Annotated in this window: 16 protein-coding genes and 1 tRNA gene; 7 read left to right on the top strand and 10 right to left on the bottom strand. The window is 67.5% G+C overall.

Annotation, left to right across the window (positions count from 1 at the left end):
* Positions 1–12 precede the first annotated feature (12 nt).
* Positions 13–1,725, bottom strand: coding sequence for a cytochrome c biogenesis protein DipZ (locus ACI7YT_RS04720; RefSeq protein ID WP_406249314.1), 1,713 nt, complete (start codon positions 1,723–1,725; stop codon positions 13–15).
* A gap of 154 nt (positions 1,726–1,879) precedes the next feature.
* On the opposite strand from ACI7YT_RS04720, the gene ACI7YT_RS04715 reads away from it, so the two are divergent.
* From ACI7YT_RS04715 to ACI7YT_RS04690, 6 genes are all read left to right on the top strand, one after another.
* Positions 1,880–2,545, top strand: coding sequence for a fasciclin domain-containing protein (locus tag ACI7YT_RS04715; RefSeq protein ID WP_406249313.1), 666 nt, complete (start codon positions 1,880–1,882; stop codon positions 2,543–2,545).
* A gap of 497 nt (positions 2,546–3,042) precedes the next feature.
* Positions 3,043–3,561 (top strand): hypothetical protein, encoded by a 519-nt coding sequence (locus ACI7YT_RS04710; RefSeq protein ID WP_406249312.1) that lies wholly within the window; start codon positions 3,043–3,045, stop codon positions 3,559–3,561.
* 60 nt (positions 3,562–3,621) lie between these two features.
* A complete protein-coding gene (locus ACI7YT_RS04705; protein ID WP_406249311.1) occupies positions 3,622–4,398 on the top strand; it encodes a hypothetical protein in 777 nt (258 codons plus the stop codon).
* Positions 4,399–4,428: 30 nt separating this feature from the next.
* Complete coding sequence (locus tag ACI7YT_RS04700) at positions 4,429–5,880, top strand: MFS transporter (protein WP_406249310.1); 1,452 nt, start codon at positions 4,429–4,431, stop codon at positions 5,878–5,880.
* A 107-nt stretch (positions 5,881–5,987) separates the two neighbouring features.
* Positions 5,988–6,545, top strand: a complete 558-nt coding sequence (locus ACI7YT_RS04695; RefSeq protein ID WP_406249309.1) for a dihydrofolate reductase family protein — start codon at positions 5,988–5,990, stop codon at positions 6,543–6,545.
* Positions 6,546–6,656: 111 nt separating this feature from the next.
* Positions 6,657–7,205 (top strand): type 1 glutamine amidotransferase domain-containing protein, encoded by a 549-nt coding sequence (locus ACI7YT_RS04690; RefSeq protein ID WP_406249308.1) that lies wholly within the window; start codon positions 6,657–6,659, stop codon positions 7,203–7,205.
* A gap of 15 nt (positions 7,206–7,220) precedes the next feature.
* Here the strand turns inward: ACI7YT_RS04690 and ACI7YT_RS04685 are convergent, their stop codons facing one another.
* Positions 7,221–7,736: a CGNR zinc finger domain-containing protein gene (locus ACI7YT_RS04685; protein ID WP_406249307.1), complete on the bottom strand. Its 516-nt coding sequence runs from the start codon at positions 7,734–7,736 to the stop codon at positions 7,221–7,223.
* Between the two features lie 25 nt (positions 7,737–7,761).
* Here ACI7YT_RS04685 and ACI7YT_RS04680 point away from each other — a divergent pair, with 25 nt between their 5' ends.
* Positions 7,762–7,974, top strand: a complete 213-nt coding sequence (locus tag ACI7YT_RS04680) for a hypothetical protein (protein WP_406249306.1) — start codon at positions 7,762–7,764, stop codon at positions 7,972–7,974.
* Between the two features lie 16 nt (positions 7,975–7,990).
* Here the strand turns inward: ACI7YT_RS04680 and ACI7YT_RS04675 are convergent, their stop codons facing one another.
* The 8 genes from ACI7YT_RS04675 to ACI7YT_RS04640 all read right to left on the bottom strand — a co-directional run bounded on the left by ACI7YT_RS04675 (position 7,991) and on the right by ACI7YT_RS04640 (position 14,258).
* Complete coding sequence (locus ACI7YT_RS04675) at positions 7,991–8,638, bottom strand: IMPACT family protein (protein WP_406249305.1); 648 nt, start codon at positions 8,636–8,638, stop codon at positions 7,991–7,993.
* A complete protein-coding gene (locus ACI7YT_RS04670) occupies positions 8,635–9,165 on the bottom strand; it encodes a DUF1697 domain-containing protein (protein ID WP_406249304.1) in 531 nt (176 codons plus the stop codon). The genes ACI7YT_RS04675 and ACI7YT_RS04670 overlap by 4 nt, the downstream gene beginning before the upstream one ends.
* Positions 9,162–9,743, bottom strand: a complete 582-nt coding sequence (locus ACI7YT_RS04665; protein ID WP_406249303.1) for an isochorismatase family protein — start codon at positions 9,741–9,743, stop codon at positions 9,162–9,164. Before ACI7YT_RS04665 ends, ACI7YT_RS04670 begins: the two co-directional genes overlap by 4 nt.
* A gap of 58 nt (positions 9,744–9,801) precedes the next feature.
* Positions 9,802–10,659 carry a 3-hydroxyacyl-CoA dehydrogenase gene (locus ACI7YT_RS04660; RefSeq protein ID WP_406249302.1) on the bottom strand — a complete coding sequence of 286 codons (858 nt, stop codon included), beginning with the start codon at positions 10,657–10,659 and terminating at the stop codon, positions 9,802–9,804.
* Positions 10,656–11,297, bottom strand: a complete 642-nt coding sequence (locus ACI7YT_RS04655; RefSeq protein WP_406249301.1) for a helix-turn-helix domain-containing protein — start codon at positions 11,295–11,297, stop codon at positions 10,656–10,658. Before ACI7YT_RS04655 ends, ACI7YT_RS04660 begins: the two co-directional genes overlap by 4 nt.
* Before the next feature lie 111 nt (positions 11,298–11,408).
* Positions 11,409–11,484: transfer RNA gene (locus ACI7YT_RS04650), tRNA-Thr, on the bottom strand.
* Positions 11,485–11,544: 60 nt separating this feature from the next.
* Complete coding sequence (locus tag ACI7YT_RS04645) at positions 11,545–13,092, bottom strand: alpha/beta hydrolase (protein WP_406250493.1); 1,548 nt, start codon at positions 13,090–13,092, stop codon at positions 11,545–11,547.
* An 8-nt stretch (positions 13,093–13,100) separates the two neighbouring features.
* Positions 13,101–14,258 carry a DNA polymerase III subunit delta' gene (locus tag ACI7YT_RS04640; RefSeq protein WP_406249300.1) on the bottom strand — a complete coding sequence of 386 codons (1,158 nt, stop codon included), beginning with the start codon at positions 14,256–14,258 and terminating at the stop codon, positions 13,101–13,103.
* Positions 14,259–14,260: the final 2 nt, after the last annotated feature.

Here is a 14,260-nt window from a genome sequence, read left to right as displayed (position 1 = left end):
CCGGCGCACCGCTCACCCGAAGGTGAACGAGTACACCTCGACGCCCGCGGGCACGTCGACCGTGAGGACGCCTCGGTCGTTGGCGTCCTGCTTCACGACCTCATAGGAGCGTGGCGTGCCATCGACGGTGACGGCGCGTTCGGTGCCGTCGGCATCCCGGACGATGATCTCCCCCGCGCCGGCGAGCACCATGCGGACTTCGGATGCCTGGTAGTCGAGCCGGATCGTGCCGGTCGACTCCTCTGGCGTCGCATACTGCGTCTCGATCTTCCAGGCGCCCTCGAGTGCGAAGCTGTCCTGCGGCTGCTCATCGGGGAACTCGAACGTCGACGCTCCGGCGCCGTAGCGATCCTCGCCCCCGTAGTTGACGTCCTTCGACGAACCGAGGAAGGTCTCCCGTGTCGTCGAACCGACCTCAGGGGTGGTGTCATCGATTTCCGTCGGTTCCGGGAGCGCGACACCGGGGTCGGCCTGCTCGAGCAGCTCACGGATCAGCTTCTCCGTCGCGGCGTAGTTGCCCTCGCCGAACGAGATGTGGCGCACGACACCCTCGGCGTCGATCAGATAATGCGCCGGCCAGTACCGGTTGCGATAGTTCGTCCAGGTCGACAGGGTGTTGTCGAGCGCGACGGGGTACTCGATCCCGAAGTCGGCGATGCCGGCGGCGACGTTGCCCGGGTCCTTCTCGAAGGCGTACTCCGGCGAGTGCACGCCAATGACCTGCAACCCGGCATCCTCATAGGCCTGATCCCACGCCACGACGTGCGGGATGGATCGCTGGCAATTGATGCAGGAGTACGCCCAGAAATCGATGAGCACGACCTGACCGCGCAGGTCCGCGAGGTCCACGTCCGCACCACCAGGCGTGTTCATCCACTCCTGGATGCCCCGGATCGACGGCGCGGTGCCGCAGGACTCCAGCTCCTCGGCGCCGTTCGTGCAGTTGTCCAGTTCGCGGTTCTCATCGGTGACGAGACCGCCGAGGTCGAGGGCATCCGCCTGCTCCTCGGCGAGATCCTGCTGCAGCCCCGCGGTGTAATCCGGCAGAAGCCTCTGAAGCATCTGCGGCACGTTGAACACGAGGCCGACGGCGAGTGCGATCATCGCGATGCCGGCCGCGATGCGCAGTCCGCGCTCGCGGCTGCGGAAAGCCTTGATCCGCTCGATGAGGCCGCGTCCCGCGAGCGCGAACGCGAGAAGAGGGATCGCCACCCCGATGGCGAAGGAGACGGTCAGCAGCACCGTTCCGATGCCGATCTGCCCGGTGGAGCCGGCGACGATGATCGCCGCGAGCACGGGGCCTGCACATGGCACGAAGACAGCGCCGAGGGCGAGCCCGACGCCGAATCCGCTTCCGCGGTTCTGGACTTCCTTCTTCGGAAGCCACTGGAAGGGCTTCTCGAGCAGCCGCTCGAACTTGGGGATCAGCAGGCCGACGCCGATGAGGATGAGCACGGCGATGCCCACCCACCGGATGATGTCCTGCGGCAGATTGAGCAGCCCGAGGATCAGGGATCCGACGAGCGTCACGAGGCTGAAGCTCAGGACGAGACCGGCGATGACGAAGTACGGTCGGCTGCGCCGCGCAGGGAGGAAGTCTCCCCCGCCCTCGAACCTCGCCGATTGCGCGCCTCCCGTGAGGAAGATGACCGGCAGCACCGGCAGGATGCAGGGTGAGATCCCCGTGATGAGGCCGCCGAGCAGCCCGATGATGATGAGGTCCATTTCCTCGCCTTCCGTCGCGAGTACTTCGGCTCCGACCCCTCGATCGGATTGGCCCGGAAGATTCTTCCGATCCGTCCCATCCGAATCCGCAGAGGCTCCGAAGAAGCTGTGACGCCGCGGGAAGGCCGCGGCACCGATCTCCGGAGGTAGAGAGATGTTCAGCACCAAGAAGAAGATGACCGCAGCACTGTCGCTCGGCTTCGCCAGCGTTCTCGTGCTGGCAGGCTGTTCCATGAGCAGCGATACGGCGGAAGAGCCGTCTGAGCCCAGCGCGCCCGAGACGTCCGAGGAGACGACGGAGACGCCCGAGACGATGGATCCGGCCGCGAACCTCGTCGGCCCCGGCTGCGAGGCGTATGCGGAGGCCGTGCCGGAGGGCGACGGATCGATCCAGGGCATGTCCCAGGACCCCGTGGCGGTGGCCGCCTCCAACAACCCGCTTCTGAAGACGCTCGTCGCCGCGGTGAGCGGCCAGCTCAACCCGGACGTGAACCTCGTCGACACGCTCAACGGTGACGAGTTCACCGTCTTCGCACCGGTGGACGATGCCTTCGCCGCGATCGACCCCGCGACCATCGAGGGCCTCAAGACGGATTCGGCCACGCTGTCGTCGATCCTGACGTACCACGTGGTTCCCGGCCAGATCGAGCCTGCCGACATCGCCGGCGCGCACACGACCGTGCAGGGTGCCGACCTCGAGGTCACCGGCGAAGGCGACATGTGGATGGTCAACGACGCCAACATCGTCTGCGGCGGCGTCCAGACCGCGAACGCGACCGTGTACCTGATCGACGCGGTCCTCATGCCCCCGGCGCAGTGAGCCGGGGCCGCGCCGTCCTCGGGGGAGGAAACGGCGTGGGATCAGTCGCATGGGGATGCGCTGACAATCAGAGGGCCGTCGGCGAGCAGTGTCGCCGACGGCCCTCAGCCGCCCCCTAGAATGGAACAACGGGCCTCTAGCTCAGTTGGCAGAGCATCGGACTTCAACACAATAGGAGCGCCTCGAGGGAAACCTCGGGGATGACACCACTCAAAGTCGGGGAACCCTTCCTGGGAGACCAGATGGCAATCCCGAGCCAAGCCGGACGCGAGTCCGGAAGGTGTAGAGACTGGACGGGTGGCACCTACAGCGAAAGCCATGGTGAAGGGACAGTCCAGACCACGAACATCCGTGAGGATGGCGGCGAAAGTCGAAGTGGCAGGTTAATCCGCGGGTCGTGGGTTCGAGCCCCACGGGGCCCACCGTATTCCGGCGCGTAGACATGATGTCTGCGGCCGGCGCTATCTTCTTCCGAAACACCGGTTCCCGGAGAAGTCATGGCAGAGACAGGTTCGACCGACCCACGCGCCGCGCGTAAACGATGCGGCACCTGCGGTGTCGAGAAGGCGCTCTCGGACTTCAACCGCAAATCCGCGCGGACCGACGGACTTCAGGAAGTCTGTCGGGACTGCAATCGGGAGTCGTCGCGGCGCTACTATCGCCGCAATCGGGAACACCATATCGCGGTCATCCGTGCGCGTACCGACGCTCAAAAGGCCAAAGCGATTGCCTTCATCGCCGCCTATCTGTCAGTTCATCCCTGCGTTGATTGCGGCGTTTCAGATCTTCGCGTCCTCGATTTCGATCACCGGCCAGGCACTGACAAACGGGACGGCGTCATGCAACTCGTGCGCAACGGTTTCAGTCTCGGCGTCATCAGCACTGAGATCGAAAAATGCGACGTCCGTTGCCGAAATTGTCATGCGGTCGTCACGTACGAGCGCATGGGCACCACCTGGCGGTCGGTAGCGACGAGTCGCCCCGCCAATGGTTCGGGACACGATTTCCTCCACTGATCCGGAATACCCCCCGGGGGTATACAGTTACTCCTCGAAGACCCCGATCGAGGAGGAATCATGGAAAACACGGGAACGTCGATCTCTCAGGACGACTATCTGCTCGCAGACGTCTCCGCACCGCAGAAGGCGGGCGAAGCAGGACCGCTGACCTTCACGGTCCGTACGGCGGACGGAAGCGCCGCCACCGCGTTCACCGAACGCCACGGGAAAGCACTCCACCTGATCGTTGTGCGCACCGACGGTTCGGAATACCGGCACCTGCACCCGGACCTCGACACCTCCACAGGCATGTGGACGGCATCGATCACCTGGGACGCCGCCGGCACCTACCGGATCTTCGCCGACACGAGCCCAGAGGATGCGGCACCGATCACGCTCAGCCACACGATCGATGTCGCAGGCGATTTCCACCCCGCCATCGACGGCGATGAACGCCGGCACGCCGTCGTCGACCGTTTCGACGTGCATCTCGACGGTGCGCTGCGCGCCGACGAAGCCGGCCTCCTGACCATCGCGATCACGGAGGACGGGCAGCCGGTGCAGCGCCTGGAGCCCTACCTCGGAGCATTCGGCCATCTCGTCGCGCTGCGCCGCGGGGATCTCGCCTATCTGCATGTGCACGCCCTCGGTGACGACCCCGCACCCGGCGCCGTCTCCGGCCCGGAGATCGCCTTCCACGCCGTCGCGCCCACGGCGGGGCGCTACTTCCTCTATCTCGACTTCCAGGTCGACGGGACGGTGCGCACGGCATCCTTCGTGCTTGACGTTGCGGCTCGGGATGCCGAGGCGACCGTTCCCGATGTTCACGCCGCGCACCTCGCGCATGCCCACTGACGCAGACCACTCACGAAACCGGACAGGAACATGACAACCACAACCACACCCGCTCCGAGCCGCCGCCGATGGTGGGCGCTCGGCCTCATCGCCGCCGCACAGTTCATGGTGATCATGGACACCTCGATCATCGGCGTCGCACTCCCCCGCATGCAGGAGGATCTCGGGTTCACCCCGAGCAACCTCTCCTGGGTGTTCAACGCCTACGTCATCGCCTTCGGCGGCCTGCTGCTGCTCGGCGGCCGCCTGTCGGACCTCTTCGGTGCGCGCCGCCTGTTCGTCACCGGCTGGGTGATCCTCCTGGTGGGATCCGTCGTCGCCGGGGCCGCCGGCAATGTGATGATAGAGCTCAGCGGGCGCGTGATCCAGGGCGCCGGAGCCGCACTGATCGCCCCATCGGCGCTCACGCTGCTGATGATGCTGTTCGGCGCGACACCCAAGGAACTCACCAGGGCGCTGGCGCTCTACGGCGCGGCGGCGCCGGCCGGAGGCACCGCTGGGGTGTTCCTCGGCGGACTCATCACCGAGTACGCATCGTGGCCGTGGGTGTTCTACGTCAACATCCCGGTGGCGATCATCGCGATCTTCTCGGCCCGTTCGCTCCTTCCCGGTGGCTCGGGCGGAGCGCGCGGAAGCATCGACATCCTCGGCGCTCTGACCGCCACCCTCGGACTCGGAGCACTGGTGTACGGCATCGTCCGCGCACCGGAGGCCGGCTGGGGCTCGCTCGAGACGCTCATCGCGGTCGGCGGTGGCGTCCTGCTGATCGCGCTGTTCCTGGTCATCCAGGCCCGGTCGCGCAATCCGCTGATGCCGCTGTCGATCTTCCGTGCGCCACGCCTGGGGGCGGCGAACGTCGCCCAGTTCTTCCTCGGCGGCGCCTGGATCCCGATGTGGTTCTTCCTGAATCTGTACCTGCAGCAGGTGCTCAGCTACAGCGCGTTCCCCAGTGGCGCCGCTCTGCTGCCGATGACGGCCCTTGTCATGCTCGCGATGATCGCCCTCGCACCGCGGGTGATCGCACGATTCGGAATGAAGATGCCGATCGTGGCCGGCCTCCTGCTGCTGGCAGCAGGGCTGGGCTGGTTGTCGATGGTGCGCCCCGACGGAACCTACCTCGTCGACGTGCTGCCGGCATCGCTCGTCGCTGCGCTCGGGATGTCGCTCGCCTTCATTCCTTCGCTCGGCACCGCGATCTCGGCGGCCCGCCCGGAAGAAGGCGGACTGGCGTCCGGCATCGTGAACACGAGCTACCAGGTCGGATCGGCCCTGGGGCTGGCCACGATGACGGCCGTGGCCGCCTCGTTCGGCGCGGACCGGATCGGAGATCTGCCGGCTCTCACCGAGGGATACTCCGCGGCCTTCCTGGGGTCGGCCGCGGTCGCTCTCATCGGCGGGATGCTGACGCTGGCGTTCTTCCGTCGCTCTGGGACCGCGGATGTCTCGGCATCCGATCGGGATGAAGAGCCCGCGATGAGCTGACCGACGACTCTTCGACGGCAGGCGGCGGTTCGTGCGGACCGCCGCCTGCCGTCCGCACGATGCGAACCACGCCCCCGCCGTGCGGACCACGGGCCTAAGCTCCCGTCATGGGACTTCTGACGTTCAGCATCAATGTCACCCTGGACGGGTGCGTCGATCACGAAGAGGGAATCGCCGACGACGAGACCCATGCGTATTTCACGCGCCTCATGGACGAGGCCGGTGCGATGCTCTGGGGCCGCGTCACCTACGAACTGATGGAGAGCGCCTGGCCGGCGATCGCCCGCGGCGGCGAAGAGGCGCCTCCGGCGCTGCGCGAGTGGGCTGTCAAGCTGGACGCCAAGCCGAAGTACGTGGTGTCGTCCACGCGAACGGACTTCCCGTGGGCCAACAGTCATCGCATCACCGGCGATCTGCGCACCGGTGTGCAGCAGCTCAAGGACGGCACTCCGGCCGGGGTGCTCCTGGGCAGCGGTGCACTCGCGACCGAGTTGGACCGATTGGATCTGATCGACGAGTACCGGTTCCTCATCCACCCGAGGATCGCCGGGCACGGCCCGACGCTGTATCAGCACGGCCTGCCCAGCACACGACGCCTCGAACTGGTCTCGGCGAGCCCGCTCCACGACGGCGTGGTCGCCATGCACTACCGCCGGTCTCGCTGACTCGCTATCACTCTCTTCCGCGGGGCGCGACCCCCTACCCTGATCGCGTCGCCCTGAGCGAGCGTTGGGACGTCCACGAACGGACATCCGACTCCCGGAAAGGATGCTGCAATGACCCACCTCACAGACGCCTCCGTCGCGTTCCTGGCGACCGACGGATTCGAGGACAGCGAACTGACGAGCCCGTGGCAGGCGGTGACCGGCGCCGGCGCGGCCGCGACCATGATCTCCCCGAAGCCCGATGAGATCACCGGGAAGAACGGGCACGTGCAGACCGTCGACACCCCGGTCGCGGATGCCGCGGCTGATGCCTTCGATGCCCTCGTGCTCCCCGGCGGGGTCGTGAACGCCGATCACCTCCGCATGGACCAGGACTCGATCGCCTTCGCCCGGGCGTTCTTCGAACAGCACAAGCCCGTCGGCGTCATCTGCCACGGCGCGTGGATCCTGATCGAGGCGGGAGTCGTGAACGGCCGAACGATCACCAGTTACCCGAGTCTCGCGACCGATCTGCGCAACGCCGGCGCGGCCTGGGTCGACCAGGAGGTCGTCGTCGATCAGGGCCTCGTGTCCAGCCGCACTCCTGACGACCTGCCGGCGTTCAACACGAAGGTGATCGAGGAGATCGGCGAGGGCGTGCACCGCGGGCAGCACGCCTGAGCCCGCCCATCTGATTCATGCCCGTGCCCTGTGCCGCCGCACGGCGGCTCGGTTCGCGCAGCGCACGGAGCAGAAGCGCTGACGACCGTTGCGCGTGACGTCGACCACGACGTTCGTGCACGGTTCGGCCGCGCATCGCCCGAGACGGCTCATGCCCCTGGTCGCCAGGTGCAGAGATGTGCCCACGCTGATGACCGCCCGCAGGACGAACGGCAAGGAGTCGTTCTCGTCGCGGTAGTGCAGATGCCAGCCTTCGCCGTCGTGATCGGTCAGACGCGGGTACGCGGCGGCCTGCGCCATCTGCGCGTTCAGCAGCAGTGCACGCTGCTCCGGCGCCGAAGCATCCACGATCTCGAGCCAGTCGTCGATGACACCGCGCACGGCGGCATGATCGTCCGCCCCCGGGGGGAAGACCATCGTCATGCCCATCTCGCGCGTGCGCTCCTCGATCCCGGCGCGAGTCGTCGGCCAGTCGTTCGCGAGGGATGCCGCGAGAAGCACCGCGTACTCTCCGTAAGGGTTGAGATGCATAAGACCATTACATCACGATGGTTCCATGACCTCATTGCACACTCGGCCGATCCCTCGCCCGGACGTCCGCCGCGTCCACGAGCACGGCTGGATCGTCGAATCCCGTCACGCGACGAGCGATGGGTTCGTCGTGTACGTCCGCTGCGGCGATTGCGGCGCCCGGCGAGTCGATCTGCAGCGCGACTCGACGAGTCCTCCCTCGGCCATGAGCGACGTCGTCGAAGGCACGGTCTCCTGACTTCGGGCGTCCCGTGTCAGCGCGGCACGTCGACCACGCGGGAGACTCCGGAGGCGACCGCCCGCCACGCGCCGGACGACCACGCGGCGACGTCGGCCTCGAGCATCGTCAGCGCACTCGCCGGCACCCACACCTCGAACTCGGCGTCCGCCGCATACCGCGTCTCGCCGAGCGACGCCGCATGCGCCGTGATCCAGTCGCGCAGCAGGTTGTCGAATCGACCGGCGTCGCTGTGCGGCACCGCGATGATTGCCTGCGACAAGGGCATCCGATCCAGCATCACCGCGGCATCCAGCGCTTCCGAGACGGCCGACGAGTACGCCCTGACAAGTCCGCCGGCCCCGAGCTTCACCCCGCCGAAATAGCGGGTCACGACGGCGACGACATCGGTCAGTTCGCGGCGCCGCAGGACCTCGAGCATCGGGATGCCTGCCGTACCGGACGGCTCGCCGTCGTCCGACGATCGCGCCCGGTCCCCCCGCGTCCCGGTGACCTGGGCCGAGCAGTTGTGCCGCGCATCCCAGAACTGCTTCTTGACCCTGGCGACGACGGCATCCGCCTCGTCGGGCGATGCCACCGGAGAGACGTGCGCGATGAAGCGGGACTTCTTGATCACCAGCTCGTGCTCGACAGGAGCGCCGATCGTCGCCGGATACGCCGTCATGCCGTGAGCTCGGCGAGCGTGCGGACGGTGCGCAGATTGCGGGCGGTGCCTGCCACACCGAGCGCACGGTCGAATGCCGACTTGGTGAGCTTGGTTCCCTGCACACCGGACGCGTAGTCGATCCAGAGGTCGTGTCCGAGCAGCGCGAGCCGCTCGCCCGGAACCAGCCGCTCCTCCAGCACCTGCACCGCGCCCGCGGTCGGCGCCCCGGCCAGGAACATCGCATGCACGTACTTGTCGAGCCCGTCCGCGAACGGCTGCGCATCGAGAGAGGCGACCAGCTCGGCATGCGTGCGCGCGATCACCGGCGTGTCCACACCGAACCCCGCCGCGATCGCTTTCTGAACCAGGATGCAGGATGCCGCGGCATCCGCCGGCGAGTCGCAGATGATGTTCCCGCTCGCGATGTACGTGCTGACCCCGGTCAGGTCCGTCTCCTCCGCCAGCACCTCGCGCAGCCGCGCCATGGGCACGCGGTTGTGGCCAGAGACGTTCACCGCACGCAGGAGCAGGACGCTGCGCGTCACGGGCGCTCGTCTTCGACCAGCTCGGCGCCCGCGTGGGCGAGCTCGGCCAGCGCCGCCGCACTGGAATCCTCGCCGACCCCCGTGACGAGCCCGGTGAGGATGCGGACGTGCACGCCGTGCGCGATCGCATCCAGTGCGGATGCCCGCACGCAGTGGTCCGTCGCGATGCCGACGACGTCGGCCGTCAGCACGCCGTTCGCAGTGAGGATCTCGGCGACCGTCTCGCCGTCATCCGCCGCGCCCTCGAACATCGAGTACGCGGGCTTTCCCTGCCCTTTGCGCACGTGGTGCGTCACGGCATCCGTCGCGAGCAGCGGGTCGTACTCGGCGCCGGACGTTCCAGCGACGCAGTGCACCGGCCAGGTGTCGACGTAGTCCGGCTCGGCGGCGAAGTGTCCGCCGTTGTCGCCATCCGGATCATGCCAGTCGCGCGAGGCGATGATGACGTCGTACTCGGCGGCCCGCTCTGCGAGGAGTTCTGAGACGGCGGCCGCGACGGCATCCCCTCCGGCGACGGCGAGCGCGCCGCCCTCCGTGAAGTCGTTCTGAACATCGACGATGAGAAGAGCCCTGGTCATACCTCGAGGGTACGCCGACGGCCCCGGACCCGCATGGGTGCCGGGGCCGTCGCGGAGATCACTCGTAGGTGTAGAAGCCCTCGCCCGTCGCGATGCCGAGCTTGCCCTTGTCGATGTAGTTTTCCTTGAGCCAGGCGGCGATCTGCTGGTGGTGCTCGTCTCCGTTCACGGAGATGTTGTACGGCGTGGTGAGACCGATGATGTCCAAGATCTGGAATGGACCCTTCGGCGCGCCCGTGGCGATCCGCCAGACGTTGTCGATGTCGGCCGGCTCCGCGTATCCGCCGAACGCGAGCTCCTGCGCGGCGTCGAGGAACGGCACGAGGAGCGAGTTGAGCAGCCAGCCCGGCTTCTCCTTGCGGATCGGGATCGGAACCATGCCGATCTCGGCGGCGAACGCGAGCAGCGCGTCGAACACGGCGGGGTCCGTGTCGGTCGTGGCCATGACCTCGCCGGTGTTGAACTTCCACACCTGGTTCGCGAAGTGCAGACCGATGAACTTCGCCGGGCGACCCGTGAAGTCCTTGAGATCGCTCAGCGCCAGGGTCGACGAGTTCGACGCGAAGATCGTCTTCTCCGGCGCCACGGCTGCCAACTTCTCGTAGGTCTGCTGCTTGATCGCGAGCACCTCCGGAACCGCCTCGATGACGAGGTCGGCGTCCTTCACGGCGTCCGCGAGGTCGGCCGAGTAGCGGATGCGCTCGAGCGCCTGCTCCCCCTTGCCTTCCGAGGCACCCTCGACGCCGTCGGCGCGATAGGCGTCGATCAGTCCCTCGAAGCGCTCCTTCGCCTTGGCCAGAGCCTCGTCGCTGATGTCGTACGCGGTCACCTGGAATCCGCTGTAAGCGGTCTGGAACGCGATCTGCGATCCCAGTACGCCCGTACCCAGCACGGTGACATTCGTGATGTCGGTCATTGCTGTTCCTTCCCTTGCGTTTCCGCGCGGGTTTCGGCGCGGAAGCCTGTGATGATCTGTTCGATCTGTCGCCGCAGCTGTGCGGCATCCGCCGCGGTGTGCGGCTGGAATGCGAGGCGCGCGATGGCCAGGTGCACGACCGCGAAGATCGCGCGCGCGGCTGCGTGTGCGCCGTCATCCTCTGCGGGTGCGGCCGCCGATTCCTGGTCGGCGCGCAGCAGCGCCGCGAGCGCCGCTTCGAACTCGGCGACGAGTGCGAGCCCCTCGGCACGGAAGCTCTCGGTCGCGCCGCCGAACATCAACTCGCGCTGGTACGCCGTGCTGTTCTCGGGGTGCTGCTGAGCCCAGTCGATGACAGGCGCGACGAACGCCGAGGCTGCGGCGATCGCGTCGGACTCGCGCTCGGCGCGGCCCGCGCCCGCGTCGATGACCGCCCGGTAGCGCTCGTTGTAGACCATGAGGAGGAGTTCGCCCTTGGTCGATGCGTAGCGGAAGAGCGTGCCAGCGGCCACATCGGCCCGATCGGAGATCTGCTGGGTCGTCACCGCCGCGAATCCGCGCTCGTCGAAGAGATCGGATGCTGCGGCGATGATGCGGGACTGCTTCTCCTGCATGTTGCGGTCACGGCGGCCAGCCATCTCATCACCTCACTCGTGGAGTTTCCTCATTAATGAGTATACTCCGCAATGGGGGTGCCGGTACCACGAAGAAGACCCCGTTCTCCCTGCTGGGAGAACGGGGTCTTGCTCTGGAGCCGCCTGTCAGAATCGAACTGACGACCTTCTCATTACGAGTGAGATGCTCTGCCGACTGAGCTAAGGCGGCGTGCGCTGCGAACAGCGGCACGATCAACGATATTACCCTGTCGATGGGCCTACCGCGAAATCACTCGCAGCGCAGACCGTCCTCCGGGACCGTGTCGTCGAGCAGGAACGCCTCCACCGCATCGTCGACGCAGCTGTTGCCCTTGTTGTAACCGGTGTGACCCTCGCCGACCCGAGTGATGAGGACGCCCTCTTCGAGCTGCTCCGCCAGCGCCTCGGACCATGCGTACGGCGTCGCAGGGTCGTTCGTCGTCCCGACGACCAGGATGGGACCGGCGCCTTCCGCGTGGATCTCCTCACGGGCGCCGCTCGGCGGGTACGGCCAGACCGAGCAGGAATCCGGGCCGGACCAGTACGGCGCGACCGTCGGCGCCTTCTCGGCGAGCAGCTTCTCGGCCGCAGCCTCGGCGTCCGGATCGTCCTCCACCGGGTAGTCCATGCAGTTGTACGCACGGAACGCCTCACTGGAGTTGTCGATGTAGACGCCTTCCTCGCGGCCGTTGTAGAAGTCGGCGAGCACGAACATCGTGTAGGGGTCGCCCTGCAGGGCCTCGGTGAGCCCCTGCGTGAGGTACGTCCAGCTGTCCTGGGAATACAGCGCCGCAATGATGCCGGTCATCATCGAATCCGCGCCCATCTCGCGGCCGTCGCCGTTCGGGAGCGGGCTGCGATCGGCGGATGCCAGCAGCGCGCCGAGGTCGGTCATCGCGTCGTCGACGGATCCGTTGAACGGGCACTCCGCCGAATCGAGGCAGGACTGCATGTAGGCGCGCAGCGCGGACTCGAATCCGATGCCCTGCGTGGTGCTGACCTCGAGGCCAGGCGTGGACGGATCGATAGCACCGTCGAGCACGAGTCGGCCGGCCTTGTCCGGGTACAACTCGGCGTAGGTCGCGCCGAGGAAGGTGCCGTACGAGTACCCGAGATAGTTCAGCTGCTTGTCGCCGAGCACCGCACGCAGCAGATCCATGTCGCGGGCCGAGTTGATGGTGGTGATGTGCGGCAGGATGCCGCCGCTGTTGGCATCGCAGGCGTCGGCGAAGGCCTGGTGCGCACCGAGCAGTTCGTTCTCCCACTCTGCCGTGCCGCGAGGGGCCGAGGGGATGTCGTACAGGTACTTGTCCATGTTCGCCGCGTCGAAGCACGCCACGGCCGTCGAGTCGCCGACCCCGCGCGGATCGAATCCGATCACGTCGTAGTTCTCGATCAGGTCGGCGCCGACCGCGTAGTCCAGGCTGTCGCGGATGAGGTCGACGCCGCTCGCGCCGGGTCCGCCCGGGTTCGTCAGCAGCGAGCCGAGCGCGGTGCCGGTCGCCTGGTTGCGCACGACGGAGAGCTCGATCGTCTCGCCAGACCCCGGATTCTCCCAGTCCAGCGGGGCGGTGACGTAGGTGCAGTCGAAGCCGCCCCCGCACTGCTCCCAGGTCAACTCCTGCCCGTAGAACGGCAGGAGGTCCGCGGAGACTCCGTCGGTGTCGGGTGCCTTCGTCGTGGACGGCCGCGGCGCGGCTTCCTCGGGGATGGCTGCGTACAGGCATCCGGACAGGACGAGGGATGCCGCCGCGAGCGCAGCCGTGGCGGCCGCGATGCGGCGCAGGCGAGAAGTCATTCGAGTGGTCACGGTTTCCTCCCGCTCGCGATGGTCACGAGCAAGCTCTCCAAGGCCAGCAGCGCGGCGACGTTGCGCTCCAGCGATTCCCTGGTCTCGGTCAGGTGGTCCAGCACGACCAGCGTACGTGCCACCGGCCAGTCGGCGGCGAGCGCACTCAGTTCGGGCGCGAGTTCTCGATTGATCAGATCGTCGCCGCGGCCGTACTGCAGCATGACCACGTCGCGGTACAGCGACTGCAGATCCGTGAGCACGCGGTCGATCCCGTCGCGCAGGCTGCGGGTCGCGCGCTTGCGCTGCTCGTCCTCGAGGGCGGAGACCTGCGCGCGCAGGGCTTGCGGTACCGCCTGCCCCTCGGCGACGCCGACCGTGCGCAGCAGTGAAGCGCGCTCGGCTTCGTCGCGCTCAGCCGTCAGCGCCTTGGCATCCTCGGTGGCGACCTGGATGATGGTGCCGGCGACATCGACGGCGTCTCGCACGCCGCGCACGCCCAGCACCGACCGCAGCGTGTCGTCGCGACGGCGGCGCGCCGCGTCGTCCGTCGCGAGCCGCTGCGCCATGCCGATGTGCCGCTGCGCGTGCCTGGCGGCCTGCTCGGCGGTGGCCTCGTCGACGCCGGTGCGCAGCGTGATGAGCCGAGCCACGTCGGCCACGTCCGGTTCGCGCAGCCGCAGCGACCGGACGCGCGAGCGGATCGTCGGCAGCAGGTCGGCCTCGCTCGGGGCGCAGAGCACCCAGACGGTGCGCTCTGGCGGCTCCTCCAATGCCTTCAGCAGCACGTTCGAGGTGCGTTCGACCATGCGGTCGGCGTCCTCGACGACGATCACGCGGTAGCGGCCGGTCGACGGAGCGAAGTACGAACGCTCAACGAGGGAGCGCGCTTCGGCGATCGTGATGATGACCTTGTCGGTGCGCAGGGCCGTGACATCGGGATGCGTTCCGGCGAGCACCTGCCGCATGGTGTGTTCATCGTCCGCCCCGCTCGAGATGAGCGCGGCGGCGAAGGCGTATGCGAGCGTCGAACGCCCGGAACCGGGTGGCCCGGTGATGAGCCAGGCGTGCGACATCGACGCCGGATCGGATGCCGCGGTCCGCAGCGTCTCGACCGCATCCTCCTGCCCCCAGACGTCGGCCCACGGGAACGGGGCGACGGGGGCGGTGGTCATTG

The organism is Microbacterium sp. M (assembly GCF_045181065.1).
Taxonomy (GTDB): Bacteria; Actinomycetota; Actinomycetes; order Actinomycetales; family Microbacteriaceae; genus Microbacterium.
The sequence above is the reverse complement of the archived record's forward strand: the minus strand, read 5'-3'. Positions and strand labels throughout refer to the sequence as shown.

What these genes read in the sequence shown, in the direction of transcription:
- ACI7YT_RS04640 (WP_406249300.1), bottom strand. Translation starts at nt 14,258, where the DNA reads ATGACCACCGCCCCCGTCGCCCCGTTCCCGTGGGCCGACGTCTGGGGG.
- ACI7YT_RS04720 (WP_406249314.1), bottom strand. Translation starts at nt 1,725, where the DNA reads ATGGACCTCATCATCATCGGGCTGCTCGGCGGCCTCATCACGGGGATC.
- ACI7YT_RS04705 (WP_406249311.1), top strand. Translation starts at nt 3,622, where the DNA reads ATGGAAAACACGGGAACGTCGATCTCTCAGGACGACTATCTGCTCGCA.
- ACI7YT_RS04680 (WP_406249306.1), top strand. Translation starts at nt 7,762, where the DNA reads ATGACCTCATTGCACACTCGGCCGATCCCTCGCCCGGACGTCCGCCGC.
- ACI7YT_RS04645 (WP_406250493.1), bottom strand. Translation starts at nt 13,092, where the DNA reads ATGACTTCTCGCCTGCGCCGCATCGCGGCCGCCACGGCTGCGCTCGCG.
- ACI7YT_RS04715 (WP_406249313.1), top strand. Translation starts at nt 1,880, where the DNA reads ATGTTCAGCACCAAGAAGAAGATGACCGCAGCACTGTCGCTCGGCTTC.
- ACI7YT_RS04690 (WP_406249308.1), top strand. Translation starts at nt 6,657, where the DNA reads ATGACCCACCTCACAGACGCCTCCGTCGCGTTCCTGGCGACCGACGGA.
- ACI7YT_RS04685 (WP_406249307.1), bottom strand. Translation starts at nt 7,736, where the DNA reads ATGCATCTCAACCCTTACGGAGAGTACGCGGTGCTTCTCGCGGCATCC.
- ACI7YT_RS04665 (WP_406249303.1), bottom strand. Translation starts at nt 9,743, where the DNA reads ATGACCAGGGCTCTTCTCATCGTCGATGTTCAGAACGACTTCACGGAG.
- ACI7YT_RS04710 (WP_406249312.1), top strand. Translation starts at nt 3,043, where the DNA reads ATGGCAGAGACAGGTTCGACCGACCCACGCGCCGCGCGTAAACGATGC.
- ACI7YT_RS04660 (WP_406249302.1), bottom strand. Translation starts at nt 10,659, where the DNA reads ATGACCGACATCACGAATGTCACCGTGCTGGGTACGGGCGTACTGGGA.
- ACI7YT_RS04675 (WP_406249305.1), bottom strand. Translation starts at nt 8,638, where the DNA reads ATGACGGCGTATCCGGCGACGATCGGCGCTCCTGTCGAGCACGAGCTG.
- ACI7YT_RS04695 (WP_406249309.1), top strand. Translation starts at nt 5,988, where the DNA reads ATGGGACTTCTGACGTTCAGCATCAATGTCACCCTGGACGGGTGCGTC.
- ACI7YT_RS04700 (WP_406249310.1), top strand. Translation starts at nt 4,429, where the DNA reads ATGACAACCACAACCACACCCGCTCCGAGCCGCCGCCGATGGTGGGCG.
- ACI7YT_RS04655 (WP_406249301.1), bottom strand. Translation starts at nt 11,297, where the DNA reads ATGGCTGGCCGCCGTGACCGCAACATGCAGGAGAAGCAGTCCCGCATC.